Origin of the sequence: Streptomyces sp. P13-3-3, from assembly GCF_050571355.1 — a bacterium.
Classification (GTDB): Bacteria; Actinomycetota; Actinomycetes; order Streptomycetales; family Streptomycetaceae; genus Streptomyces; species Streptomyces althioticus.
Map to the genome: position 1 here is coordinate 1,183,802 of NZ_CP192228.1, position 23,278 is coordinate 1,207,079.

20 protein-coding genes are annotated in these 23,278 nt (G+C 74.5%); 7 read left to right on the forward strand and 13 right to left on the reverse strand.

All coding sequences use genetic code 11. The features are described from left to right. Window positions 1-56: 56 nt before the first annotated feature. The 5 genes from ACQZOG_RS05420 to ACQZOG_RS05440 form a co-directional block, all read right to left on the reverse strand. Window positions 57-1,517, reverse strand: coding sequence for a hypothetical protein (locus ACQZOG_RS05420; protein WP_430741331.1), 1,461 nt, complete (start codon window positions 1,515-1,517; stop codon window positions 57-59). Between the two features lie 420 nt (window positions 1,518-1,937). Beyond that, window positions 1,938-2,906 carry an N-acetylglucosamine kinase gene (locus tag ACQZOG_RS05425; RefSeq protein WP_430741332.1) on the reverse strand — a complete coding sequence of 323 codons (969 nt, stop codon included), beginning with the start codon at window positions 2,904-2,906 and terminating at the stop codon, window positions 1,938-1,940. After that, window positions 2,897-4,153, reverse strand: a complete 1,257-nt coding sequence (locus tag ACQZOG_RS05430) for a 6-phospho-beta-glucosidase (protein WP_058916149.1) — start codon at window positions 4,151-4,153, stop codon at window positions 2,897-2,899. Before ACQZOG_RS05430 ends, ACQZOG_RS05425 begins: the two co-directional genes overlap by 10 nt. Before the next feature lie 60 nt (window positions 4,154-4,213). Further along, window positions 4,214-5,434, reverse strand: a complete 1,221-nt coding sequence (locus ACQZOG_RS05435; protein ID WP_037643837.1) for an ROK family transcriptional regulator — start codon at window positions 5,432-5,434, stop codon at window positions 4,214-4,216. Window positions 5,435-5,557: 123 nt separating this feature from the next. Next, window positions 5,558-6,643: a mechanosensitive ion channel domain-containing protein gene (locus tag ACQZOG_RS05440; protein ID WP_163086798.1), complete on the reverse strand. Its 1,086-nt coding sequence runs from the start codon at window positions 6,641-6,643 to the stop codon at window positions 5,558-5,560. 314 nt (window positions 6,644-6,957) lie between these two features. Between ACQZOG_RS05440 and ACQZOG_RS05445 the strand changes: the two genes are divergently transcribed. Continuing rightward, on the forward strand, window positions 6,958-7,494 hold the full coding sequence (locus ACQZOG_RS05445) for an HNH endonuclease (protein WP_033276828.1): 537 nt from the start codon (window positions 6,958-6,960) through the stop codon (window positions 7,492-7,494). Window positions 7,495-7,863: 369 nt separating this feature from the next. On the opposite strand, the gene ACQZOG_RS05450 is transcribed toward ACQZOG_RS05445, so the two are convergent. From ACQZOG_RS05450 to ACQZOG_RS05465, 4 genes are all read right to left on the reverse strand, one after another. Then, window positions 7,864-9,207, reverse strand: coding sequence for an FtsX-like permease family protein (locus tag ACQZOG_RS05450; protein ID WP_430741333.1), 1,344 nt, complete (start codon window positions 9,205-9,207; stop codon window positions 7,864-7,866). Beyond that, window positions 9,204-9,911, reverse strand: a complete 708-nt coding sequence (locus ACQZOG_RS05455; protein WP_037639546.1) for an ABC transporter ATP-binding protein — start codon at window positions 9,909-9,911, stop codon at window positions 9,204-9,206. The genes ACQZOG_RS05450 and ACQZOG_RS05455 overlap by 4 nt, the downstream gene beginning before the upstream one ends. Next, complete coding sequence (locus ACQZOG_RS05460; protein WP_033276831.1) at window positions 9,908-10,441, reverse strand: PadR family transcriptional regulator; 534 nt, start codon at window positions 10,439-10,441, stop codon at window positions 9,908-9,910. The genes ACQZOG_RS05455 and ACQZOG_RS05460 overlap by 4 nt, the downstream gene beginning before the upstream one ends. Before the next feature lie 113 nt (window positions 10,442-10,554). Next, entirely contained in the window at window positions 10,555-13,431 is a 2,877-nt protein-coding gene (locus ACQZOG_RS05465; protein WP_399607282.1) for a beta-N-acetylglucosaminidase domain-containing protein, read from the reverse strand. 266 nt (window positions 13,432-13,697) lie between these two features. Here ACQZOG_RS05465 and ACQZOG_RS05470 point away from each other — a divergent pair, with 266 nt between their 5' ends. From ACQZOG_RS05470 to ACQZOG_RS05480, 3 genes are all read left to right on the forward strand, one after another. After that, window positions 13,698-13,994 (forward strand): hypothetical protein, encoded by a 297-nt coding sequence (locus tag ACQZOG_RS05470; protein WP_033276832.1) that lies wholly within the window; start codon window positions 13,698-13,700, stop codon window positions 13,992-13,994. A 1-nt stretch (window position 13,995) separates the two neighbouring features. Continuing rightward, window positions 13,996-16,092 carry a 4-alpha-glucanotransferase gene (gene malQ / locus ACQZOG_RS05475; RefSeq protein WP_037639542.1) on the forward strand — a complete coding sequence of 699 codons (2,097 nt, stop codon included), beginning with the start codon at window positions 13,996-13,998 and terminating at the stop codon, window positions 16,090-16,092. A gap of 67 nt (window positions 16,093-16,159) precedes the next feature. Continuing rightward, on the forward strand, window positions 16,160-16,435 hold the full coding sequence (locus ACQZOG_RS05480) for a hypothetical protein (protein ID WP_033276834.1): 276 nt from the start codon (window positions 16,160-16,162) through the stop codon (window positions 16,433-16,435). An 85-nt stretch (window positions 16,436-16,520) separates the two neighbouring features. Here the strand turns inward: ACQZOG_RS05480 and ACQZOG_RS05485 are convergent, their stop codons facing one another. Continuing rightward, window positions 16,521-17,033 carry a MarR family winged helix-turn-helix transcriptional regulator gene (locus ACQZOG_RS05485; protein WP_033276835.1) on the reverse strand — a complete coding sequence of 171 codons (513 nt, stop codon included), beginning with the start codon at window positions 17,031-17,033 and terminating at the stop codon, window positions 16,521-16,523. A gap of 105 nt (window positions 17,034-17,138) precedes the next feature. Between ACQZOG_RS05485 and ACQZOG_RS05490 the strand changes: the two genes are divergently transcribed. Further along, a complete protein-coding gene (locus ACQZOG_RS05490; RefSeq protein ID WP_058916143.1) occupies window positions 17,139-18,092 on the forward strand; it encodes an EamA family transporter in 954 nt (317 codons plus the stop codon). Here the strand turns inward: ACQZOG_RS05490 and ACQZOG_RS05495 are convergent. After that, window positions 18,029-18,415: a hypothetical protein gene (locus tag ACQZOG_RS05495; RefSeq protein WP_193455240.1), complete on the reverse strand. Its 387-nt coding sequence runs from the start codon at window positions 18,413-18,415 to the stop codon at window positions 18,029-18,031. The two genes, ACQZOG_RS05490 and ACQZOG_RS05495, sit on opposite strands and share 64 nt — an antisense overlap. Before the next feature lie 345 nt (window positions 18,416-18,760). Here ACQZOG_RS05495 and ACQZOG_RS05500 point away from each other — a divergent pair, with 345 nt between their 5' ends. Further along, window positions 18,761-19,000 carry a DUF397 domain-containing protein gene (locus ACQZOG_RS05500; RefSeq protein WP_203550842.1) on the forward strand — a complete coding sequence of 80 codons (240 nt, stop codon included), beginning with the start codon at window positions 18,761-18,763 and terminating at the stop codon, window positions 18,998-19,000. Here the strand turns inward: ACQZOG_RS05500 and ACQZOG_RS05505 are convergent. Then, window positions 18,919-19,812, reverse strand: a complete 894-nt coding sequence (locus ACQZOG_RS05505) for an NADP-dependent oxidoreductase (RefSeq protein WP_430741334.1) — start codon at window positions 19,810-19,812, stop codon at window positions 18,919-18,921. The genes ACQZOG_RS05500 and ACQZOG_RS05505 overlap by 82 nt on opposite strands. A 71-nt stretch (window positions 19,813-19,883) precedes the next feature. Between ACQZOG_RS05505 and ACQZOG_RS05510 the strand changes: the two genes are divergently transcribed. After that, the gene (locus ACQZOG_RS05510) at window positions 19,884-20,489 is read left to right on the forward strand and encodes a TetR/AcrR family transcriptional regulator (protein ID WP_351036692.1); all 606 of its coding nucleotides are present in this window, start codon (window positions 19,884-19,886) and stop codon (window positions 20,487-20,489) included. 55 nt (window positions 20,490-20,544) lie between these two features. Here the strand turns inward: ACQZOG_RS05510 and pepN are convergent, their stop codons facing one another. Further along, a complete protein-coding gene (gene pepN / locus ACQZOG_RS05515; protein WP_365165284.1) occupies window positions 20,545-23,124 on the reverse strand; it encodes an aminopeptidase N in 2,580 nt (859 codons plus the stop codon). Window positions 23,125-23,278: the final 154 nt, after the last annotated feature.

Sequence of the window (23,278 nt, forward strand, 5' to 3'; positions counted from 1 at the left end):
CGTCATCGCCCCCTTCGGCTCCGTCCTCCGCCGCGTCCGTGCTGTCCGCCGGCCCGTCATCGGTACTCCGAGAGCCTGCGTCCGATGCCCAGCACCGCGCCGGTCGCGCCCAGCACGGCGAGGACCGCCGCGCCCGTCGGCAGGCCCGTCAGCGCGTCCCGGCCGTCGCCGGCCGCCGTCGCGAACTCGGCCTCCTCGTGCTTCAGTGCCGTCGCCAGGTTCTTGTCGACGGCGTCGAAGCACTCGCCCGTCGCGCCCTTCGCGCCGATCACCATGTCCAGCGCCTGCTGGTAGTTGCCGTTCTCGTCCTGCTCGCGGGCGGCCGCGTGGCGCTTCTTCCACTCCGTCATGTTGCCCATGGCCGCGGTCACCGGCCGCGCGCCCGTGTCGTCGTCCGCGAGGCGCCGGGCGTGGGCCAGGCCCTCGGCGAGGGTGTCGATGTCACGGGTGAAGTCGTGGTCGTACGCGTCGAGGGTGGTGTCGCCGACCTTCACCGTCTCCGCGCCGCGGGCGACGAGGGTCAGGTTCTCGTTGCCGCGGGCCTTGAGGGAGGCGATGCGGGCGTCGTGGAGGACGGCGAGGGACCGGACGCCGTGGTCGTAGGAGTCGTCGAGATGACTGCGGGCCAGGGCGTGGCCGGCGGTGAGCCAGAGGAGCACGACCGTGGACGCCGCCGTCGCCGCCACGAGGCCGTGGTTGAGGACGCGGTTCGTGCGGAGGTACGTGCGGCGCTGCACCCAGGCGAGGGCGGCGAGGGCGGCCAGGCCCAGGGCGATCGCCGGCCAGGGGTACGGGGTCGCGTCCGCGTAGTCCGCGCGGAGGCGTTCGTTCTCCATGGTGTAGAGGTCCTGGGCGGCCGGGAGCATCTCCTGCTGCATCTTCTCGTTCGCGTAGCGCAGGTAGGCGCCGCCCACGGGATAGCCCTGGCGGTTGTACGTGCGGGCGCGTTCGACCAGGCCCTTGTACTCGGGGAGCAGGCGGTTGAGCTTGGTGATGGTGGCCGTGGAGGGGGAGCCCGGGGCCGCGTTGGCCGCCGCGTTCACCAGTTTCGAGGCGGCCGTCGCGATGTCGCGTTCGTAGCGGTCGCGGGTGGCCGCGGACTCCTGGCCGCCCGCGAGGAAGCCGCTGCTCGCCGCGGTGTTCGCGTCCGCGAGGGAGCGGTAGATGTCGGCGGCGTCGGAGGTGAGGGGCTGGCTGCTGGTGAGGACGGCGTCGGCGGCCGCCGCCCGGTCGGTCATCTGCCAGGCCGTGACCGCGCCGAACGCGACGACCAGGGCGGCCAGGACCGCGCCGATGATGCGGAGGCGGCCGGGTTCCGTGGTGGCGGCGTGGCGGAGCTGGTCGACGCCCTCGGCGAAGGCCGTGCGGCGGCGGGCGGGGGGTGCGGGGGGAGAGGCGGGCGCGGGGGGTGGGGCGGCGGTGCTGGTGCCGGGGGGCGTGGGGGGCGTGGGGGACGACGGCTGGGGCGGGATCGCGGGCAGCGTCGGTGGTGCGCCCGCGTTCGGTGTGTGTGTCATCTGACCTCCCCCATGGTCATCCTCCGCGGCAAGTATCGCCGTCGGGCGCGACATCCGCACCGGCCTTGGCCCGATCTTGATCCAAATGCAGCGTGATGGCCGGAAGTTCCGGCCGCCGCACCCCACCCTGCCCAGGAACACGCCCGGGAAATCCGTTCGGTTCCGGGACGTTGTGCCCGGGGGGTGGGGTTGTGTCGGGCCTGTGGGAGGGGGCTGGGGTTCGAGGCCTGCGGCGCATCGTTCCGTGCGGTGGGGGTGCTGTCGCGCCTGCGGTGGGTGGGGGGTCGGGGCCGCGGTGGGGGTGCCCGTCCTCGGTCCGGCGCGACTGCGCTTCTCGGACAGCTCAGGGCGCGGACGCGCCGGCCGCTGCGGGCGGGCACCCCCACCCCGTCCCCTTCCCGCCGTACGCGGCCGACGCGTTCACGTGTACTGCGCGCGCAGGCGGTCGTGTGCCTCCCGGGGGGCTCCCACGTCGTCCAGGCCGAGGAGCGCTGCCCCCAGGACCGGGCGCGCCGTCACCACGTGCGGTACGGCTTTGGGGGCTGCGACGGAGAGGCGGGTGCGGATGCCCTCCGTGAGGAGGGGGTGGTTCGCCGCCAGGACGCTGCCTCCCAGGAGGACCGGGGTCGCTTCGGTGAGGAGGTCGAGGCGGGTCAAGGCCACCGTCGCCATCGTGACTATCTCGGCGGCCTGGTGGTCGATGATGCCGCGGGCCGTCGGGTCGCCGTGCGATGCGGTGGCGAAGAGGACCGGAGTTGCCTCGTGACGGCGGTGGTGCGGGATGCGGTTGAGGTGCAGGGCCTCGATCAGGGTGGGCATGTCGGGGACGCCGTAGTGGGCGGGGAGGGTGGTGGAGAGGGCCGTTGGCTCGCCTCGGCCGTCCGCCGCGCGGGCCGCGTGGTACAACGCCTCCTCGGCCAGGGCCCAGCCGCCGCCCCAGTCGCCCGAGAAGCGGCCCAGGGCGGGGAAGCGGGCCGTGCGGCCGTCGGGGCGCATGCCGACGCAGTTGATGCCCGCTCCGCAGACGACGGCGACGCCGCGGGGTTCCGGGACGCCCGCGCGGAGGATGGCGAACGTGTCGTTGCGGACGGTGGTGGTGGCGGACCAGTCGCGGGATGCGATGGCCTCGGTGAGTTCCTCCTCCTCGATCGGGAGGTCCGCGTTCGCCAGGCAGGCCGATATGTGGGCGACCTTGGGGTTGCCTGCCGTGTGCAGGGCCTCTGTGACGGCTGCGGTGAGGGTTTCCATCGCCTTGTCCAGGCCGTCCGCCGGGGGGCGGAAGCCGCCTCCCCTGGCCGTGGACAGCACCGTGCCGTCGGGAGCGACCACCGCCACGTCCGTCTTGCTGTTGCCCGCGTCGACGGCGAGGACGGCTGCGGTCAGGCCCACGTGAGGTGCTCCCGGTTGTGCGCGATCAGGTCGTCGGTCAGGCGGTCGGCGTGCGCGTACTGGCCGATCAGGGGGTGGGCGAGCAGGGCGCGGAAGACGCGGTCCCGGCCGCCGTGCAGGGCAGCCTCCAGGGCCAGGTCCTCGTACGCCGTCACGTTCGCCATCAGGCCCGTGAGGAGGGGGTCGAGGGGTCCCACGGGGAGGGGGGCCGCGCCCTTCGTGGTGACCGCTGCCGGGACTTCGATCACCGCGTCGTCGGGCAGGAAGGGGAGCGTGCCGTTGTTGAGGGTGTTGACCACCTGGTGCCGCGAGCCCGCGTCGCGGAGGAGCGCCGCCGCCAGGTCCACCGCCGCCTCCGAGTAGTACGCGCCGCCCCGCTCGGCGAGGAGGGCCGGCTTCTCGTCGAGGGCCGGGTCCGCGTAGAGGGTGAGCAACTCCTTCTCCATGCGGGCCACTTCGGCCGCGCGGGAGGGCTTGGTGCGCATGTCCCGCACCACTTGGTCGTGCGCGTAGAAGTAGCGGAGGTAGTAGGAGGGGATCACGCCCAGCGTGGTGAGGAGGGGGAGGGGGAGGCGGAGGTCGGCGGCGATCTTCTCGCCGTGGTCAGAGAGGAGGCGCGGGAGGACGTTCTCACCGGCCACGTGGACCGCTGTTTCCCACGTGAGGTGGTTGAGGCCCACGTGGTCCAGGTGGACCTCGGAGGGGGCCACGTCCAGGAGTGCCGCGAACTTGCGCTGGAGGCCGATCGCCACGTTGCACAGGCCCAGCGCCTTGTGGCCCTCCCGGAGCAGGGCGCGGGTCACGATGCCCACCGGGTTGGTGAAGTCGATGATCCACGCGTCCGGGTTGGCGCGGCGGACCCGGTCGGCGATGTCCAGCACGACCGGGACCGTGCGCAGGGCCTTGGCCAGGCCGCCCGCGCCGGTCGTCTCCTGGCCCACGCAGCCGCATTCGAGGGGCCACGTCTCGTCCTGGAGTCGTGCCGCCTGGCCGCCCACGCGCAGTTGGAGGAGGACCGCGTCGGCGCCCTCGACCGCCGCGTCCAGGTCGGTGGTCGTGGTGATGCGGCCCGGGTGGCCCAGGCGGGCGAAGATGCGGCGGGAGAGCGGGCCGATCAGGTCCAGGCGGTCCGTCGCCGGGTCGGTGAGGACCAGCTCCGTGACGGGAAGGACGTCCCTCAGCCGTGCGAAACCGTCGATGAGTTCGGGGGTGTAGGTCGAGCCTCCGCCGACCACGGTGAGTTTCATGCGGTGTCCCTTGTCTCCGGTGAGGGCGGCGCCCTCGGCGAACGCCTGCTGGATGCGTGGTCAGGGGCGGCGCGAGGTGTCGAAGACCTCGTCGCGGGTGGCCGCGAGGGCGCTCTCCAGCGCGCCGCGCAGCACGGGGTGTTCACGGACGCCGGCGAGGACGAGCCGTGGGCGGGAGGCGGCCAGTTCCGCCAGCTCGGCCCGGACCAGGTCGCGCAGCGGCTCGCCGCCCGCGGTCAGGGCGGTGCCGCTCAGCACGACGAGCGCGGGGTCGAGGACGGAGACCAGGGAGGCCAGGCCGGTCGCCAGACGGGTGGCATAGGTGTGGAGGAGCGCACGGTGCGGTTCCTCGTCGGGGCGGGCCGCGGCGCGCTCCAGCAGCGTCGCCGCCACCTCGGCGTACGGGCCGCCGGGGATGTTCTCGACGCCCAGCTCGCGGGCGAGGCGGGGCACGGCCTGGGCGCCGGCCAGCTCCTGGAAGCCGCCGCTGTTGGCCTCGGCGACCTGGCGGACCAGCGGTGTGCCGGGCACCGGCAGGAAGCCGACCTCGCCGGCGCCACCGGTGAAGCCGCGGTGCAGCCGGCCGCCCAGGACCAGGGCGGCGCCCAGGCCCTCCTGGTTCCACAGCAGGACGAAGTCGCCGTGGTCGCGGGCGGCGCCCAGCCGCTGTTCGGCCAGGGCGACCAGGTTGACGTCGTTCTCGTAGTCGCACGGCGTCGGCAGGGCGGCCGCCAGCTCGTCCAGCAGCGTGGGGGAGTGCCAGCCCGGCAGATGGGAGGCGTAGCGGAGGCGGCCGGTGTTCGGGTCGAACGCGCCCGGGGTGGCTATCACCGTCCGGTGGAGGTCCCCGCGGGTCAGTCCCGCCGCCTTCACCGCCCCGTCCAGGGCGTCGGTGACCTGCTGGACGACGGGCACGGCGGGGCGGCGGGCCGGGGTGGGCAGTTCGTGACGGCCGACGGTGCGGCCGGTGACGTCGGCGACGGCCGCGCGGATCCGGTGCGGGTTCACGTCCAGCGCGGCGGCGTACGCGGCGGCCGGGTTCACGGCGTAGAGCTGGGCGCCCGGGCCCGGGCGGCCCTCCGTGGTGCCGGTGGCGAGGACCAGCCCGGCCGCCTCCAGACGGGCCAGGAGCTGGGAGGCGGTCGGCTTGGACAGGCCGGTGAGCTCGCCGATCCGGGTACGCGACAGCGGGCCGTGCTCCAGCAGGAGGTCCAGGGCGGCACGGTCGTTCATGGCGCGCAGGACGCGCGGGGTGCCCGGCGTGCCGGCTGTTCCCGTCATGCGGTGCGCCACCTGCCCTCCGCCAGAAACTGTTAGGAAGGTTTCCTGTTGCGGGAGGACGGTAGGCCGGTGTGGAGCGGGCGTCAAGGGCCCCACCGCGGTGGGGCCCTTGACGCCCGTCGGCTACTTCGTGGTGTTCGGGCCCGGCAGCGGGGACGCGGCCATCGACTGCGGGGAGATGGAGCTGGCGTACGCGGACGGCGCGGCCATCCCGGCCGTCGGGTCGGCGGCCGGGGCGTCCTCCGTGGCCGTGGCGCCGCCGACGATGCGGATGTCGTTGGCGTCGAAGGCGCGCTTGATGCGCCAGCGCAGCTCCCGCTCCACGGTGAGCGACTTGCCGGGCATGGTCTTCGCGGAGACCCGGACCACCATCGAGTCCAGCAGCACCGAGTCCAGGCCGAGGACCTCGACCGGGCTCCACAGGAGCTCGTTCCAGGGCTCCTCCTTGCTGGTCCGCTCGGCGACGTCGCTCAGCACGGCCTTCACCCGGTCCAGGTCCTCGTCGGCGCGGACCGTGACGTCCACGTTGGCGGTCGCCCAGCCCTGCGAGAGGTTCCCTATCCGCTTGACCTCACCGTTGCGCACGTACCAGATCTCGCCGTCGGCGCCGCGCAGCTTCGTCACGCGCAGGCCGACCTCGATCACCTCGCCGGTGGCCACGCCCGCGTCGACGGTGTCGCCGACGCCGTACTGGTCCTCCAGGATCATGAAGACGCCGGAGAGGAAGTCCGTGACCAGGTTGCGGGCGCCGAAACCGATCGCCACACCGGCCACACCGGCCGACGCCAGCAGCGGCGCGAGGTTGATCTGGAAGGTGCCCAGCACCATCAGCGCGGCCGTGCCCATGATCAGGAACGACGCCACGGAACGCAGCACCGAGCCGATCGCCATGGAGCGCTGGCGGCGCCGCTCGGCGTTGACCAGGAGGCCCCCGAGGCCGCCGCCCTCCAGCGTCTGGCCGGAGCGGGACATGCGGTCGACCAGCTTGGTGATGGCCCGCCGTACGAGCACGCGCAGCACCGCCGCGATCACCACGATGAGCAGCACCCGCAGCCCGATGGCGAGCCACGTCGACCAATTCTCCTCGACCCAGCCGGCCGCGCTCGTGGCGCTCTCCTGGGCGTCCTGCAGCGAGGGGACCCGTGGGGTCTCCGTCTCCGCGGGGGTCGGTGAGGGGTCGGCTGCCGACAGGGCGGCTGACAAGGACACGGCGGGTACCTCCTGGTGCACGACCGTCCCCGGTGCGGGCGTCAAGACCGGCCGGATCACGAACAGGTCACCGGTGGGGACAGAACCACCACACTAACGGGGCATTGTGAGCGGATCGGCGGGATGTGTGAAGAAGAGACCGCGCTCACCTGCGCTTGAACAGGCCATGATCCTGGGGATGTATCCGGGTGTGGTCGAAAACACTCCCAGCCCGTTACCGGGACATGGTGGCGCGTTCACCAGGCATGAGGGGAAACTGACTACGGATCGTCCCGGCGCGAGCCACGCGCCGCCGGCGTACAAGGAGGCCGTCCGTGCCGCATGTCCTGGTCCTCAACGCGTCGTACGAGCCGCTCGGCGTCGTACCGCTCCGCCGCGCGCTCGTGCTCGTCCTCGAGAACAAGGCAGTCTGCCTCGAGGAGACCGGCGCCTATCTGCACAGCGCGACCGTCACCGTCCCCGCACCCAGCGTGGTCCGGCTCAAGCGTTTCGTGCGGGTTCCCTACCGGGGGCCCGTCCCACTCACCCGCAGGGCGCTGTTCGCCCGTGACGGGGGCCGGTGCATGTACTGCGGTGGCGTCGCCACCAGCGTCGACCATGTCGTCCCGCGCAGCCGCGGGGGCAAGCACGTCTGGGACAACGTGGTGGCGTCCTGCCGCCGCTGCAACCACGTGAAGGCCGACCGCCACCTCTTCGAACTGGGCTGGCGCCTGCGCCACAAGCCCGCCCCGCCGACCGGCCTGGCCTGGCGCATCATCGGCACGGGCCACCGCGACCCGCGCTGGCTGCCGTACCTCCAGCCGTACGGCGCGGACGACGCGCTGGCACGGATCGACGGGATCTCGGCCTGAGGACGCGCCCGCGGGTGAGGGGTGCCGTCGGGGGCGTCCCCGGTTTCCGCCCCGGCTGGTAGCAGCCCGCGCCGTGCGGCGCGCCCCGCGTTCCCGGCGGACGGCCGGCCGATCAGGCTCGGCGCCGGCGTGGTGGCCTCCGGCGGCAGGATTCCCCGCCGACGACGGTCGGCGTCATCGGAGTGCCCGCACCTCGGGCGGGACGGGCGGAAGAACAGCACGGTCCGGCGGCGGCCCGGTCGGGCCTCACCGAGGGCGCTACGCCCCGCCCCGGTCGCGGCCCCGGGGCAGTACATCGCCCCCTGCCGCAACGCCCCGCCCCGGTCCGGAAAGCCCCCCGCGCCTCCCGGACCGGGTGATCGTCGCCGGTCAGGCGTACCGCAGCTCCGACGGCCGGAGCGTGCGGTGGAGCAGGGGGAGGGCGGTGGCCGCCGCCAGGAGGGACGCCGTGTAGACGGCGGCCGGTACCAGCAGGGGCGTCCAGGACGTCGACCAGCCGCCGCCCTCGGCGAGCGCGGCGTACCAGAGGCCGATCGCGCCTCCGCCGACGCCCGCGAGCAGCATGCCCGGCGCCAGTGGCAGAGCCGTCTCCAGCAGCAGCGCCCGGCCGAGGACCGCGCGCGGCACGCCCGCCGCGGCCTGTGCCGCGAGGGTGCGGCGGCGGGTGGCGACGGACTCGGCGGTGCCGACGGCCAGTCCGGCCAAGGTGATCACGAGGCCGACGCCGATGGCCGCTGCCGTCAGGTCGATCCCGGTCGTGTAGAAGTCCAGGTCCTCCGCCACGTCCTTGCCGGAGCCCAGCACCTCCAGCAGGGTCCCCCGGACTCCGGTGTAGGCCGTGCCCACCACCGTCACCAGCAGCACCACCGTGTGCGTGCGGGCCGCCGCCCACGGGTCGTCGCGAAGGCGTTCCGCCGCGATGAGGACTGCCGGGCTCCCCGTGCGGGCGGCCAGCAGCCGGCCGGTGAACCGGGCCGACGCGCCCACCAGCCACACCGCGCCCGCCCCGGTCAGGGCGAGGACGCAGACGATGAGCGCCGGCGCGGCGGAGAAGCCGCCACGCCCCGCGTCCACGCCCACGTACGACAGGAACAGGACGACCAGGAACAGCGCCACCAGCCCGAACGCCGCCGATTCGGGACGCGGGGCCGCCCGCACCCGCCGGACCGTGCCGAGCGGCGAGGCCACCACCCGGCGCAGGACGAGCACGGCGGTCAGCGCGCCCAACGCGGGCATCCCCAGCACGACGGCCGCGACCCCCGCCCAGGTCCACGCCGAGGTGTGCCCGTCCATGCGGGCCACCACCACGGCGGCGAGCAGGCCGGCCGCCACCGATCCGGCCAGACAGGCCAGGCCGGTCTCCGCCGCCGCGATCCGCCGCACCTGCCACGGCGTGGCGCCCGCCAGCCGCAGCCCCGCCAGCCGCCGGTCCCGGTGGACCGCGCCGAGCCGGGCGCTCTGCCCGACGAACCCGAGCACGGGGATCAACAGGAGCAGCAGCGCGGCGATCACCCCCGACCGCTCCCCGGGGGCGTCCAGCAGCCCGTGCGCGACGGGGAAGTCGTGGTGGCCGCGCACCGACGCCAGTACCGCCGCGCCCTGAGCGAGCGCCGCGGCGAGCAGCGCGCCGACGCCGGTCAGCGCGATCCGCCACCACTCGTGCCGGTCGGAGCCGCGCACCAGGTGCCAGGCCAGTCGCAGGTCCGCGGTCACGGGGCCACCTCCAGTGCGGGGTCCTCCGCCACGACCACGCCGTCGAGCAGGGACACCTCCCGGTCCGCGTACGCGGCGGTCCGGGCGTCGTGCGTGACCAGCAGGACCGCGGTGCCCGCCTCGCGGGCCGTGCGCGCCAGCGCCGTCATCACCTGCTCGGCCGCCAGCGAGTCCAGCGCCCCGGTCGGCTCGTCGGCGAACACCACCTTCGGACCGGTGATCAGCGCCCGCGCGAGCGCGGTCCGCTGGGCCTGACCGCCGCTCATCTGTCCGGGCCGCAGGGCTGCCAGGTCGTGCGCCCCGAACCGCTCCAGCCAGTCACGGGCCTGCTCGTGGGCCCGCGGCCGGGAGGTGCCCGCCAGCAACAGCGGCAGCGCCACGTTGTCCAGCGCCGTGAGCTCCGGGACGAGCTGCCCGAACTGGAAGACCACGCCGAAGCCGGTGCGGCGCAACTCGCTCAGCCGCTTCTCCGGCAGCCGGTCGAGCCGCCGCCCGTCGTACGTCACCGAGCCCTCGTCCGGGCGGACGATGCCGGCCATGCAGTGCAGCAGGGTCGATTTGCCGCTGCCGCTCGCGCCGGTGACCGCGAGGATCTCGCCGGGTCCCAGGCTCAGGGACGCGCCGCGCAGGGCGGGTGTCGCGCCGTGCGTCTTCACCAGGGCGTGGGCCGAAAGGAGCGGCCCGGGCGTGCCCGTGTTCTTCATGCTGCGTCGACCTCCGCGGTCAGGGTGGTGAGCCGGGCCGCCGTGGTGGTCATCCAGCGGAGGTCGGCGTCCAGGTGGTTGAGGGCGAAGTCCGCCGAGAGCACGGTGGCCAGATCGGAGCCCGGGTCCGACGTCACGGCGGTCAGTTCGCGCATGCGCCGCATGTGGGCGGCGCGCTGGGCCCGCAGGTACGCGGCAGGGTCGCCGCCGGACAGGATGGCCACGACGACCTTCGCGAAGATCTCGTTCGTCACGAACGGCGCGGGCGGCGCGATCTCCGCCGCCCAGCGGGACAGTTCGCGCGCCCCCGCCTCCGTGACGTGGTACAGGGTGCGCTCCGGCCCGCCGTCCGAGTCGGTGCCCTCGACCTCGGCGAGACCGTCCCGGACCAGACGCTGGAGCGTCGTGTAGACCTGCCCGTAGGCCAGCGGGCGGGCCTGCGGGAAGCGTTCGTCGTGGCGCCGCTTCAGGTCGTAGCCGTGGCTCGGTCCCGTGGCCAGCAGGCCCAGCAGGATGTGACGGGTGCTCATGTCCTCAGTATGTACTGAGTACATGTACTGAGTGAATAGTGGAGCGTGGAGAAAAGACGGACGGACGGAAGTGAAAAACGAGCCGGGGCGCCCCCGCCCCGGCTCCCGCGCGCTCAGTCCGCGACGGCGTACGCCTCCACCGACCACAGCGAGTACCCGTACCGCGTGGCCCGCTCCTCGCCCTGGACGCGGATGTGGCGGACGTCCGGCTCGTCCATGCGGACCGTCTCGTGGCCGCCACGGCTGTCGCGGACCTCCGCGGCCGTGCGCCAGGCGCGGCCGTCCCGGGAGACCTCCACGCGGTACGCCGAGGCGTGGGCGTCCTGCCAGTGCAGGTCGACCTTGCCCAGCCGGACCGGGCGGTCCAGCTCCACCTGCCACCACGCGTCGTCCTCGGCCGGCGACGACCACCGGGTGCCGGAGTCCCCGTCGTTGGCCGCCGACGCCGGGAAGTCGGGCGTCTCGTCGGCCGAGGACTCCGCGCGGCCGGTACGGGCCACGTCGGGGCCGTCGACCGGCGGCACCGCGTCCACGGTCAGCGTGCGGGCCGCGCCGCCGAAGCCGAGGCGGACGTCGTAGGACCGGGTCGGCGTGCCCGGCTTCACGGTCACCTCGACCGGCACCCGCACCTCCGTCCCGCGCGGCACGGACAGCGGCGCCTTCGGGACCCGCACCTCGACACCCTCCGGCGCGTCCGCGGTCAGCCGGTCCCGTACGTCCTCGGGGCGGGCGGAGCCGAGGGTGACCGTCACCGTGCGGGTGCGGCCGATGTCGGCGTCGGCGCGGTCGCCGGGCAGGCCCACCACGGCGTCCGGCACGTCGGCGAACCACGGCACCACGTGCCGCACCCGCTCCGGGTCCGCGTCCACCACGCGCACGGCGTCCACCGGCCGCCCGCCGGCGGGTAGTTCGGTCGCGCCCCGCGCCGCCAGCGCGCCGATCCGCCGCCAGGTCCCGTCCTGCGTACGCACCTCGACGGAGCCGGTGGTGCCCGGTTCGGCCAGCACCGTCACGGTGTCCAGCACCCGGGCGCGCTCCAGCCGCAGCGTGCCGCCGTCGCTCCCGCCGGGCGCCCGGGTGACGCCCGCCCAGCTCTCGTACGCGGTGCGCGCCCGGTTCAGGAACGGGGCCAGCACGCCCTCGGCGACCGTGACCCGCGCCGACTCCAGTTCCGTGCGCAGCGCCTCCAGCCGCCGGTACGCGGCCCAGGCGTCCCCCGCGTCGCCCGCCTGCTGGGCACGCAGCATGTCCAGCGCGGCCGTGCCCGCCTCGCCGTAGCGGGCGAGGTGCCCGGTCCAGGGGGTGATCTCGTCGGAGAGGGAGGTGCCCGACAGCCGGCCGGGCAGCTCGCGCAGCTCGGTGAAGGCGGCGCGCAGCCGTCCGGCCGCCGTGTCGCCCTGGTCGCGCGCGGCGGGCCGGGTGCGCCAGAACTCCTCGATGAGCGGCCGCAGATACGCCGCGTCCGTCCCGCCCAGCACCGAGGAGGCGGTGTTGCGGGCGAGCGCGGTCAGCGCCTTCCCGCGCCGGGCGTCGCCGCCGGCCAGGTCGGCGATCGCGGCCCGCCAGGACTCCTGCGGGCGGTACTCGCGCGGGTTCCAGGCGAAGTCGGCGGCCGTGAAGAGGGGGATGCGCGACGCCTCGGGCTGTTCCATCGCGTTGGGGAGCAGCGCGGCCGACCCGGCGGCCACGGCGGGCTCCCGGCCCTGGTAGGGGCCGAGGAAGAGCCGCCCGGGGGCGTAGTCGTTGACCGGGTAGTTGTCCATCGTCACCAGCGGGTGCGCGAACACCTCGCGGGCCTCGGAGAGCTGACGGCCCGTGATGGTGCGGGGCACCACGCCGACGCCGGTCCACGCCACCTCGACACCGTCGTCCAGCTCCCGCGCGAGCGCCCGCCGGTACGCGGTCGAGCCGTCCTCGTAGTACTCGGTGGGCATCAGGGACAGCGCGGGCGCGTCCGGGTGGCGCCGCTCCAGGTGCCGGGCGACCGCGTTGGCGACGTGCGCGTGGGCGCGGGCGGCCGCCTCGGGCCCGGAGCCGAACCGTTCGGCGTCCGCCCCGCAGTGCCACTCGCTGTAGCTGACGTCCTGGAACTGCACCTGGAAGGCGCGGAAGCCCAGCGCCCACATCGCGTCCAGCTTGCGGGTCAGCGCCCGCAGGTCGTCGTCGGAGGAGAGGCACATCGCCTGCCCGGGCGCGACGGCCCAGCCGAGGGTGACGTGGTTGCGGGCGGCCCGCCCGGCCAGCTCACGGAACTCCGCGCGCCGCTCGGCCGGGTAGGGCTCGCGCCAGCGGGCCTGCCGGTACGGGTCGTCGCCGGGCGCGTACAGGTACCGGTTCAGCTTGGCGCGGCCCATGAAGTCGAGCTGGCCGAGCCGCTGCCGGTGCGTCCAGGGGGTGCCGTAGAAGCCCTCGGTGACGCCGCGCACGGCGGTGGCGGGCCAGTCCCGTACGACGGCGGCGGCGAGCGTGCCGTCCGGGCGGACCAGGCGGCGCAGCGTCTGCACGGCGTGGAAGAGGCCCTCGCCGTCCGCGCCGGTCAGCGTCACGGAGCCGTCACCGGAGGTGAGGGTGTAGCCGCCCGCCGGAAGGGCGTGACGGGGGTCGGCGGAGGCGCGTTCGCTGCCCGCGCGCACCACGAGCGCCCCCTCGGGCACCGATGCGCCGGGGTCGGTGAACCGGCGGGCGCCGGCCTCCCGCAGCACGTCCTTCAGCGCCTCCACGGCGTACGGGTCCGCTCCCCGCTCGGCGGCCAGGGTGACCTCCTCGGTCACCCGGACCGGGGCGCCGTTCGCGCGCAGGGAGTGCGGGCGAGGCCACACCGAGGGGACGTCCGCGGCGGCCTTCCCGGCCGGGTCGGCGGCGGGCGACCGGGCGGGGTCCGGCGCGGGCGCGGCCGTCGCGGCGGGGGCGACGCCCAGGGATCCGGCGAGCACGGCGAGTGCGAGTGCGGTCCTCCGCGCGGACGCCGTTCTGCCACGCCACAGCTGCACGAGGCCCCTCCTGATCCCCCGGGACCGGCCGGCCTACGACCGGCGGCCGTGTCCATTCCGTTACCGAGACGCCCCGAGCCCACCACTCCTGGAGTGAACGTGTCAATCAGAGGGGGTGTTGTGGCGCATTTGTCCCCCTGTGGAGTGAGAGTGAAGGGAGAGAATGTGACCAGGTTCACGTTCAACGACTTTGTGCGTCTGCGCTCGCGTCCACTGGGTAGGGCTGCGAGATGACCCGCACGTCCGGCTCGACGAGGAGGCCCTTGGTGGCTACAGCGGCATACGTCTTTCCCCCGGTCCTGTCCAAACCCGTGGCGGAGCCCTCCGCTTCCGAGGCGGAGCACTCCGCCTGCGACCCGCACGACTGCTTCCTCGGCGGCGAGGGCGCCGGCGCCGAAGCGCCCCTGACCAGCGAACCCCCGCTGCCCGACGCGGAACCCCTCACCAGCGAACCGCCGCTCGCCGACGCCACCCCGCTGACCAGCGAGTCCGACGTCTTCTCCGACCCCTCGGACTCCGCGGGACTCGACTCCTTCCCGGCCCAGTACCGCCCGGAGCCCTAGCGTGACCGCGCCACGGCCGGACGGGACCCCCTCCGAGGCGCTGTCCCGGCTCGCCGCACTGCACGGTGTCGCCACCTCCTACCGCCCCTCCCCGGACACGACGGTCCCGGCCTCGGCCGCCGCCGTCACGCACGCCCTGGCCGCCCTCGGCGTCGACGCGTCCACCGAGGAGGCCGTCCGCGCCGCCCTGGCCGTGCGCGAACAGGAGATCGCCGAGCGGCTGCTGCCGCCCACCGTCGTCGGCCGGGGCGCCCGCCCGCCCGAGGCGCTCGCCGCGCTGCCGGAGGGCACCCGGCTGGAGATCCGCACCGAGGACGGCGGCCTGCGCGCGTCCGCCGAGGACCTCCCGCCCGGCGTGCACCTGCTGACCGCCACCGCCCCCGACGGCCGCACCGCCCGCTCCCACCTGATCGTCGCGCCGCCGCGGCTGCCCGCGGTCGAGGGCCGCTCGTACGGGCTGCTGGTGCAGCTGTACTCGCTGCTCTCCCGCCGCTCCTGGGGCATGGGCGACCTCGCCGACCTCGGTGAGCTGGCCGGGTGGGCGGGCCGCGCGCTGGGCGCCGGGTTCGTGCAGGTGAACCCGTTGCACGCGGCCGTGCCCGGCCCCCCGACCGACCCCTCCCCGTACCGCCCCTCCTCGCGCCGCTTCCCCGACCCCGTGCACCTGCGGGTCGAGGCCGTGCCCGAGTTCGCGCACGTCGAGGACCGCGAGCGGCTGGGCGCCCTGCTGGAGCGGGCGGCGCGGCTGCGCGAGGCGGTGCTCGGCAAGGGGGAGCTGATCGACCGGGACGCCGTCTGGGAGGCCAAGCGGGAAGCCCTCGAACTGGTGCGGACGGTTCCGCTCGGCCCCGGCCGTGCCGCCGCCCTGCGCGCCTTCCGCGCCGAGCAGGGCCAGGCCCTGGAGGACCACGCCACCTGGTACGCGCTCGCCGAGACGCACGGCCCCGACTGGCGCCGCTGGCCCGCCGCCCTGCGCGACCCCCGCTCGGCGGAGACCGCCCGCGCCCGCGAGGAACTGCGGGACCGCGTCGACTTCCACTCCTGGCTCGTCTGGCTCACCGACGACCAGCTCACGGCCGCCCAGCGGGCCGCGCGGGAGGCCGGGATGGGCGTGGGGATCGTGCACGACCTGGCCGTCGGCGTGCATCCCACCGGCGCGGACGCCTGGGCGCAGCAGGACCACTTCGCGCCCGGCATGTCCGTCGGCGCGCCCCCGGACGCCTTCAACGCGCGCGGCCAGGACTGGGGACTGCCGCCCTGGCGGCCCGACCGCCTCGCCGAGAGCGGGTACGCGCCGTTCCGTGACCTGCTGCGGGGCCTCTTCCGGTACGCGGGCGCCTTGCGCATCGACCATGTGATGGGCCTGTTCCGGCTCTGGTGGGTGCCGGAGGGCCGCCCGCCCACCGAGGGGACGTACGTCCGCTACGACGCCGAGGCCATGCTCGCCGTGCTGGTCCTGGAGGCGTCCCGCGCCGGGTCCCTGGTGATCGGCGAGGACCTCGGGACGGTCGAGCCCGGGGTGCGCGAGGCGCTGCGCGACCGGGGCGTGTACGGGACGTCGGTGCTGTGGTTCGAGCGGGACTGGGAGGGCGACCGCCGCCCGCTGCCGCCGGAACGCTGGCGCGCCGACTGCCTGGCCACGGCCACCACCCATGACCTGCCGTCCACCGCCGCCCGCCTCACCGGGGAGCACGTGGAGCTGCGCGACCGGCTGGGCCTGCTCACCCGGCCGCTCGCCGAGGAGCGGGCGGAGGCGGAGGCGGACGTGGGCGAGTGGCTGGAACGGCTGGAGGAGCTGGGGCTGCTGCCCGCGACGGCGGAAGGCGGCTCCTACGCCTCCCGGGAGGAGGCCGGGATCCAGGCGGTGTACCGCTACCTGCTGCGCACCCCCGCGCGCATGGTCGGCGTGTGGCTGCCGGACGGCGTCGGGGACCGGCGGCCGCAGAACCTGCCCGGCACCTGGGACCAGTACCCGAACTGGCGGCTGCCCGTCGCCGACGCGGAGGGGCGCCCGGTGACCCTGGAGGACCTGGCCGCGTCCCCCCGGCTGCGGGCCCTGGTCGACGTGCTGCGCGCCGACGCCCCGCCCGGCGGCTGACCCGCCCGCGCGCCCGTACGGCACCCCGGGCGCGCGGCCCCCGACCGCGTTCGATACTTTGGGGACCGTGGACAAGAAGAACGCCCTGCGCGCCGGCGCCCTGGCAGCCGGTACGACGCTGATGATGCTGCTCATGTCGTCCCCCGCGCTCGCCCTGACCCGCGACGACGGCGACGACCCCGGCACGGGCCTGAGCGTCATCGAGACGCTGGGTCTCTACGTCCTGCTCCCGATCGGGCTCTTCGCGGTCATCGCCGGTCTGGTGATGGCACTCGACAAGTCCCACCAGAAGAAGGACCCGACGAGCTCCAACGTCCGGACCAAGGCGGACGCCAAGGCCTGACCCGGCCCGCTCGCCCGAGCGGTCCGCACGCGCTTTCCCGAAGGGCGCCGGCACCTCGCCGGCGCCCTTCGGCGTATGTGGAGGTCTATCGCTCGGTGGCGAGCAGCAGGTCCCGCAGCAGGTCCGAGAGGAGCGCCGACCGCTCCGGGCCCAGCGCGGCCAGCGCCCGCGACTGCTCGGCGGCGCCCACGGTCACCGCCTCGTCGATCAGCCGCAGCCCCTCCTCGGTCAGCGTCACCTGGAGCCCGCGCCGGTCGTGCGGGTCGGGGGAGCGGCGCAGCAGGCCCGCGCGCTCCAGCTTGTCCAGACGGCCCGTCATCCCGCCGGTGGTGAGCATCAGCGTGGCCGAGAGCTGCCGGGGCGAGAGGGTGTACGGCTCCCCGGCGCGGCGCAGGGTGGCGAGGACGTCGAACTCGCCCCGGGAGATCCCGAACGGCGCGTACACCTGCTCGTGCCGGTCGCCCATGGCGCGCGCGATGCGGTAGACGCGGCCGAAGACCTCCATCCCGGCGGTGTCCAGGTCGGGCCGTACCCGGGCCCACTGCTCGATGATCGCGTCGACGGGGTCCGCGTGGCGCGGCTCGGGGCGTGCACTCATAGCCGGGAGTATCCGCGCGGCGGGGGTTGCCCGCAAGAAAGTAGCTTGCGGATAAGTAGCTCAGAGCTAAGCTACTTGTCGCCAACCCGTCGGAAGGGGTGCCCCATGACCGCGCACCAACGCGCCGCCGTCGCCGCGCTCACCGCCCTCGCCCCCGTCTCCTGGGGCACCACCTACGTCGTCACCACCGAGTTCCTGCCGCCGGAGCGCCCCCTGTTCACGGCCCTGGTCCGCGCCCTGCCCGCCGGGCTGCTGCTGCTCGCGGTCGCCCGGGTGCTGCCGCGCGGCGCCTGGTGGTGGAAGGCGGCGGTGCTCGGCGCGCTGAACATCGGCGCCTTCTTCCCGCTGCTGTTCCTCTCCGCGTACCGGCTGCCGGGCGGGCTGGCGGCGGTCGTCGGCTCGGCGGGCCCGCTGCTGGTGCTGGGGCTGTCGGCGCTGCTGCTGGGGCGGCGGCCCGCGCTCCGTGACGTCCTGGCCGGCGCGGTCGCCGCGTTCGGCGTGAGCATGGTGGTGCTGAAGGCGGCGGGGGCGCTGGACGCGCTGGGTGTGACGGCGGCGTTCACCGCCACGGCATCGATGTCCGCGGGCACGGTGCTGACGCAGAAGTGGGGCCGGCCCGAGGGCGTCGGCCCTCTCGCCCTCACCGGCTGGCAACTGACCGCGGGCGGCCTGACGATCGCCCCGCTCGCCTTCCTGCTGGAGGGCGCCCCGCCCACCCTGGACGCCGGTGCGGCCGGAGGGTACGCCTACCTGGCCCTGGTCAACACGGCGATCGCGTACTGCCTGTGGTTCCGGGGCATCGGCCGCCTCACCGCGACCCAGGCCACCCTCCTCGGCCCGCTGTCGCCCCTGACGGCGGCGGTGCTCGGCTGGGCGGTCCTGGGGGAGAGTCTGACGGCTCTCCAACTCCTAGGCATGGCTCTGGCCTTCGGGGCGACGGTGGCGGGCCAGCTGCCTCGGCGCACCGAGCCGACGGCGCGGCTCCGGGCCGGGAGTCAGCCCTCGGGGTCGACCTCGGGGTGCGTGAACCGCACGGGCCTGCCCAGGGAGCGGGCGTAGGCGATCTCGGCACGCGTGCTGTCCCCGACGTAGTCGCCGACCACGAGCACCTCGTCGGCGAGCCGGATCTTCGCCCGGTGCAGTGCGTCGAGCCGGACCTTCAGCGCCTCGGCCTCGCCGGGGTCCGCCCACAGTCCGTGCGGCGACTTCATGTCGCACCCCGGCTTGACGACGATCCGCCCGGCCGCGGTCTCCCGCAGGTCGGCCTCGGCCATCTCGGCCATGAATCGGGTGGATCCGCAGATGGCGACGATGCGGGGGAGGTCCAACCCCGCCTTGGCGGCGGTGAGCTGGTCCTCGGGGGTGAGGGGCTGGTGCGACACGGTTCCTCCTGGCAGGCGACAGGACGTCTGTATCAGATCGCGCCGACACCTCCCTGGCCCGAACCCAGCTCGCGCCGGACGGCCTTGCCCCGGTCACCCTCCCCGGTGAGCGGCTGCCGGCCCCCTCACGTCGGCGCAGGCCCGCACCAGCGCCGGCCCTCTTCGGTCCTCGCGGTCGGGGTCCGGCGTGGAGGGCCGGGGCGGCTCGGGAGGCGAGGGGCTCGGGAGGCGAGAGGGCGGCGTCCCAGGCCCCGATCCGCAGCACACCCGTCCGCGACCGACGTACGCGCAGCGCTGCGGGGCGGTCGTCCTGCTCCGGGGGCGGAAGGCAACGCCTGCGGGGAAGTGGCGGCCGGCCCTGCGTGCACAGCCGTACGCGACTCCACGGCGCCGTCCCACGGCACCCTCACCGTGCCCGCCCCGGCGTTCGCCGCGTTCGTGAACGCCCTGACGCGGCCGGGCGGGCCGGTGCGGCGCCGCCCGGCCCACCGCGCCGCGTGCGGTCAGATCACGATCACCCGCCGCCCCCTCGTGTGCCCCGCCCGGCTGTCGGCGTGGGCGGCGGCCGCCTCCGCGAGGGAGTAGGCCTTCTCCACCGGGATGTGGAGCGCGCCCTGTTCGAGGAGACGGACCGTCTCCTTCAGGGCGTCCGGGACGCTGCCCGCGACGCCGGAGAAGCGGACGCCCAGCTCGGGGGCGGCGCGGTCCGCGATGGAGACCACCGTGGCCGGGTCCCCGGTCAGCTCCACGAGCTCGCGCAGGACGCCCGCGCCGGCCAGGTCGAGGGCCGCGTCGACCGAGGTGAACGCCCGCACCCGCTCCGGCCAGCCCTCGACGTACGTCGTGGCGTGCGCGCCCAGGCTGCGCAGGTACTCCAGGTTGGCGGCCCCGGCCGTGCCGACCACCGTGATGCCGCGGTCCCGGGCGGTCTGCAGCACCGCCGAGCCGACCCCGCCCGACGCGCCGCTGACCAGCAGCGTCTGTCCGGGGCGGACACCGCACTCGCCCAGGATGCGCAGGGCCGTCTCCATGACGGACGGATAGCCGGCCGCCTCCTCGAAGGAGAGGCCTTCGGGCGTCCGGGCCCAGGCGTGCAGCACCGCGAACTCCGCGTAGGTGTCGGACCCTTCGCCGAAGACCCGGTCACCGACCGCCACATCCGTGACGCCCTCGCCGACCTCGTCCACCACCCCCGCCGCGTCCAGCCCGACGCCCGCGGGCAGTGACGCCGGGAGGGCCGGACGCATCTGGCCCTCCCGGATCCTCCAGTCGACGGGGTTCACCCCGGCCGCGCGCACGGCGATGCGTATCTCTCCCGGGCCCGCGTGGGGCTCGTCCGCGTCGACGAGGTGAAGGACGTCGGGGCCGCCGAACTCGGCGTAGCTCACTTTCTTCATGCCGCCGACCGTAACACTAACCGTTAGTTCATTGAAGTCGTTAGGGTTTCGTATCTGCTAGCGTTCGGGTCATGCCCGAGCAGCCGCCGTCCGGACGTCGAGAGCGCAAGAAGGCCGCCACACGTCAGAAGATCGCCGACACCGCCCTGCGGCTCTTCCTGGAGCGCGGGTACGACGCGGTGGGCATCCGGGACGTGGCCGCCGAGGCCGACGTGGCCGTCACCACCGTCTTCTCCCACTTCGCCTCCAAGGAGGCTCTGGTGTTCGAGCGGGACGCGGACTTCGAGCGGCGTCTCGCCCGCGCGGTGACCGACCGCGCTCCCGGCGCGCCGCTCGTGCCCGCCCTGCGCGAGGAGACGCTCGCGCTGGTGCGCCACTGCCTGGCCGACGAGGCCGCCCCCGTGTGGCGGATGATCGACGCCTCGCCCGCGCTGCGGGAGTACGAGAGCTCCATGCGGCTGCGGCACGCGGAGACCCTGGCGGCCGCCCTCGCGGCGGAACCGGGCGCGCCGGGCGGCGCCACCGCGTGCCGGGCCGTCGCCCGGTTCGTCGTGGACGCCTTCGCGCTGGCCCGGGAGGCGGACGACCCGGAGACCGCGGTGGACGAGATCTTCCGGATGGTGGACGCGGCCTGGGAGGCCGCCGGGGCGGGCGTGCCGTCCGGGCCCGCCACATGACGGAAGGGGCGCCCGGCCGGGAAGCCGGGCGCCCCTTCTCGGTGTCAGGGCCGGGTTACGCCGACGTCGCCGCCGCGTCCGCCGCCTGGGCACGCAGGGCGCGTTCCACGCCCGCGCGGGACTCCGAGACCAGGCGGCGCAGGGCCGCGTTGGGCTCGGCGGAGGCCAGCCAGGCGTCCGTCCTGTCGAGGGTCTCGCCGGTGACCTGGATGCCCGGGTAGAGGCCGACCGCGATCTGCTGGGCCATCTCGTGCGAGCGGGACGCCCACACGTCGGCCAGCGCCTCGAAGTACTTGTCCGTGTACGGGGCCAGCAGCTCGCGCTGGTCGGTCTGCACGAAGCCGGCGATGACGGCCTCCTGGACCGCGTTCGGCAGCTTGTCGGACTCGACGACCGAGGCCCATGCCTCCGCCTTGGCCTCCTCCGTCGGGCGGGCCGCCCGCGCGGTGGCCGCGTGCCGCTCGCCCGCGGCCGTCCTGTCCCGCTCGTACTCGGCGGCGATCTCCGCCTCGTCGAACCGGCCCACCGCCGCCAGCCGCTGCACGAACGTCCAGCGCAGCTCGGTGTCGACGGCCAGGCCCTCCACGGTCTGCGTGCCGGCGAGCAGCGCCTCCAGCAGGTCCAGCTGCTCCGGGGTGCGGGCGGTCGCCGCGAACGCGCGCGCCCACGCCAGCTGGTGGTCGCTGCCCGGCTCGGCGGACCGCAGGTGGGCCAGCGTGGCGTCGGTCCAGCGGGTCAGCAGCGCCTCGCGGGCGGCCGGGTCGGCGTACAGGTCGAGGGCCAGCTTCACCTGCCGGTGCAGCGACTGCACGACACCGATGTCGGACTCCTTGCCGACGCCCGACAGCACCAGCGACAGGTAGTCCCGCACGGGCAGCTCCGCGTCGCGGGTCATGTCCCAGGCGGAGGCCCAGCACAGCGCCCGCGGCAGCGACGACTCGAAGTCGCCCAGGTGCCCGGTGACGACGGCGAGGGACTGCTCGTCCAGGCGGACCTTGGCGTACGACAGGTCGTCGTCGTTGAGCAGGATCACCGCCGGGCGGGGCTTGCCCGCGAGCTGCGGCACGGCGGTCAGCTCGCCGTCGACGTCCAGCTCGACCCTGTCCCCGCGGACCAGCTTGCCGGTCGCCTCGTCCAGGTCGTACAGGCCGATCGCGATGCGGTGCGGGCGCAGGGTCGGCTCGCCCTTCGCGCCGGCGGGGAGCGCCGGGGCCTCCTGGCGGACGGCGAAGGAGGTGATGACGCCGGCGTCGTCCGTCTCGATCTCGGGACGCAGGACGTTGATGCCGGCCGTCTCCAGCCACTTCTTCGACCAGGTCTTCAGATCGCGGCCGGAGGTCTCCTCCAGGGCGCCCAGCAGGTCGGACAGGCGCGTGTTGCCGTACGCGTGGCGCTTGAAGTACGCCTGCACGCCCCGGAAGAACTCGTCCTCGCCGACGTAGGCGACGAGCTGCTTCAGCACCGAGGCGCCCTTGGCGTACGTGATGCCGTCGAAGTTGACGAGGACGTCGTCCAGGTCGCGGATGTCCGCCATGATCGGGTGCGTGGACGGCAGCTGGTCCTGGCGGTAGGCCCAGGTCTTCATCTGGTTCGCGAACGTCGTCCACGAGTGCGGCCACTTGGAGCCGGGCGCGTCGGCCTGGCAGGCGGCCTCCGCGAAGGTGGCGAACGACTCGTTCAGCCACAGGTCGTTCCACCACTCCATGGTGACCAGGTCGCCGAACCACATGTGCGCCAGCTCGTGCAGGATCGTGGCCGCGCGCACCTCGTACGCCGCGTCCGTCACCTTCGAGCGGAAGACGTACTGGTCGCGGATGGTGACCGCGCCCGCGTTCTCCATCGCGCCCGCGTTGAACTCGGGCACGAACAGCTGGTCGTACTTCTCGAACGGGTAGGCGTAGTCGAACTTCTCCTGGAACCAGTCGAAGCCCTGCCGGGTCACCTCGAAGATGGCGTCCGCGTCGAGGTACTCGGCGAGCGAGGGCCGGCAGTAGATGCCGAGCGGCACCGACCGGCCGTCCTTCTCGTACACGCTGTGCACCGAGTGGTACGGGCCGGCGATCAGCGCCGTGACGTACGTCGACAGACGCGGGGTGGGCGCGAAGACCCACACGTTGTCCTTGGGTTCCGGCGTGGGCGAGTTGGAGATGACCGTCCAGCCCTCCGGCGCCTTCACCGTGAACTGGAACGTCGCCTTGAGGTCCGGCTGCTCGAAGCTCGCGAACACCCGGCGGGCGTCCGGCACCTCGAACTGCGTGTACAGGTACGCCTGGTCGTCCACCGGGTCGACGAAGCGGTGCAGGCCCTCACCCGTGTTGGTGTACGCGCAGTCGGCGCTCACCCGCAGCACGTTGCGGCCCTTGAGCAGGCCGGGCAGGGCGATGCGGGAGTCGGCGAAGGACTCGGCGGGGTCCAGCGCGTCACCGTTCAGGGTGATCTCGTGGACGGACGGGGCCACCAGGTCGATGAAGGACTCCGCGCCGTCCTCGGCGACGTCGAAGCGCACCGTGGTCACGGACCGGTACGTGCCCCCCTCCTGCGCGCCGGAGAGATCGAGATCGATCTCGTACGAGTCAACGGTCAGCAGCTTCGCCCGCTGCTGCGCCTCTTCGCGGGTCAGGTTTGTGCCAGGCACGCGGTCATCTCCTCGATATGTGTGGGTTGCGTCATCCTTCCACGCGAGATCGCCCTCACGCGATGACGAAACCGCAGGCATGGGGATACCCCTGTGTCGGAGCCGCCCGGACGGCTCCGGCCGGCGGTTCCACCACGTCGAGAAAGCGGTAGGC

Bases quoted from the DNA above. Each gene is read 5' to 3' on its own strand.
- ACQZOG_RS05420 (WP_430741331.1), bottom strand. From the start codon at position 1,517: ATGACACACACACCGAACGCGGGCGCACCACCGACGCTGCCCGCGATC.
- ACQZOG_RS05430 (WP_058916149.1), bottom strand. From the start codon at position 4,153: ATGAAACTCACCGTGGTCGGCGGAGGCTCGACCTACACCCCCGAACTC.
- ACQZOG_RS05435 (WP_037643837.1), bottom strand. From the start codon at position 5,434: ATGACGGGAACAGCCGGCACGCCGGGCACCCCGCGCGTCCTGCGCGCC.
- ACQZOG_RS05455 (WP_037639546.1), bottom strand. From the start codon at position 9,911: ATGAAGAACACGGGCACGCCCGGGCCGCTCCTTTCGGCCCACGCCCTG.
- ACQZOG_RS05460 (WP_033276831.1), bottom strand. From the start codon at position 10,441: ATGAGCACCCGTCACATCCTGCTGGGCCTGCTGGCCACGGGACCGAGC.
- ACQZOG_RS05485 (WP_033276835.1), bottom strand. From the start codon at position 17,033: ATGAGTGCACGCCCCGAGCCGCGCCACGCGGACCCCGTCGACGCGATC.
- ACQZOG_RS05490 (WP_058916143.1), top strand. From the start codon at position 17,139: ATGACCGCGCACCAACGCGCCGCCGTCGCCGCGCTCACCGCCCTCGCC.
- ACQZOG_RS05505 (WP_430741334.1), bottom strand. From the start codon at position 19,812: ATGAAGAAAGTGAGCTACGCCGAGTTCGGCGGCCCCGACGTCCTTCAC.
- ACQZOG_RS05510 (WP_351036692.1), top strand. From the start codon at position 19,884: ATGCCCGAGCAGCCGCCGTCCGGACGTCGAGAGCGCAAGAAGGCCGCC.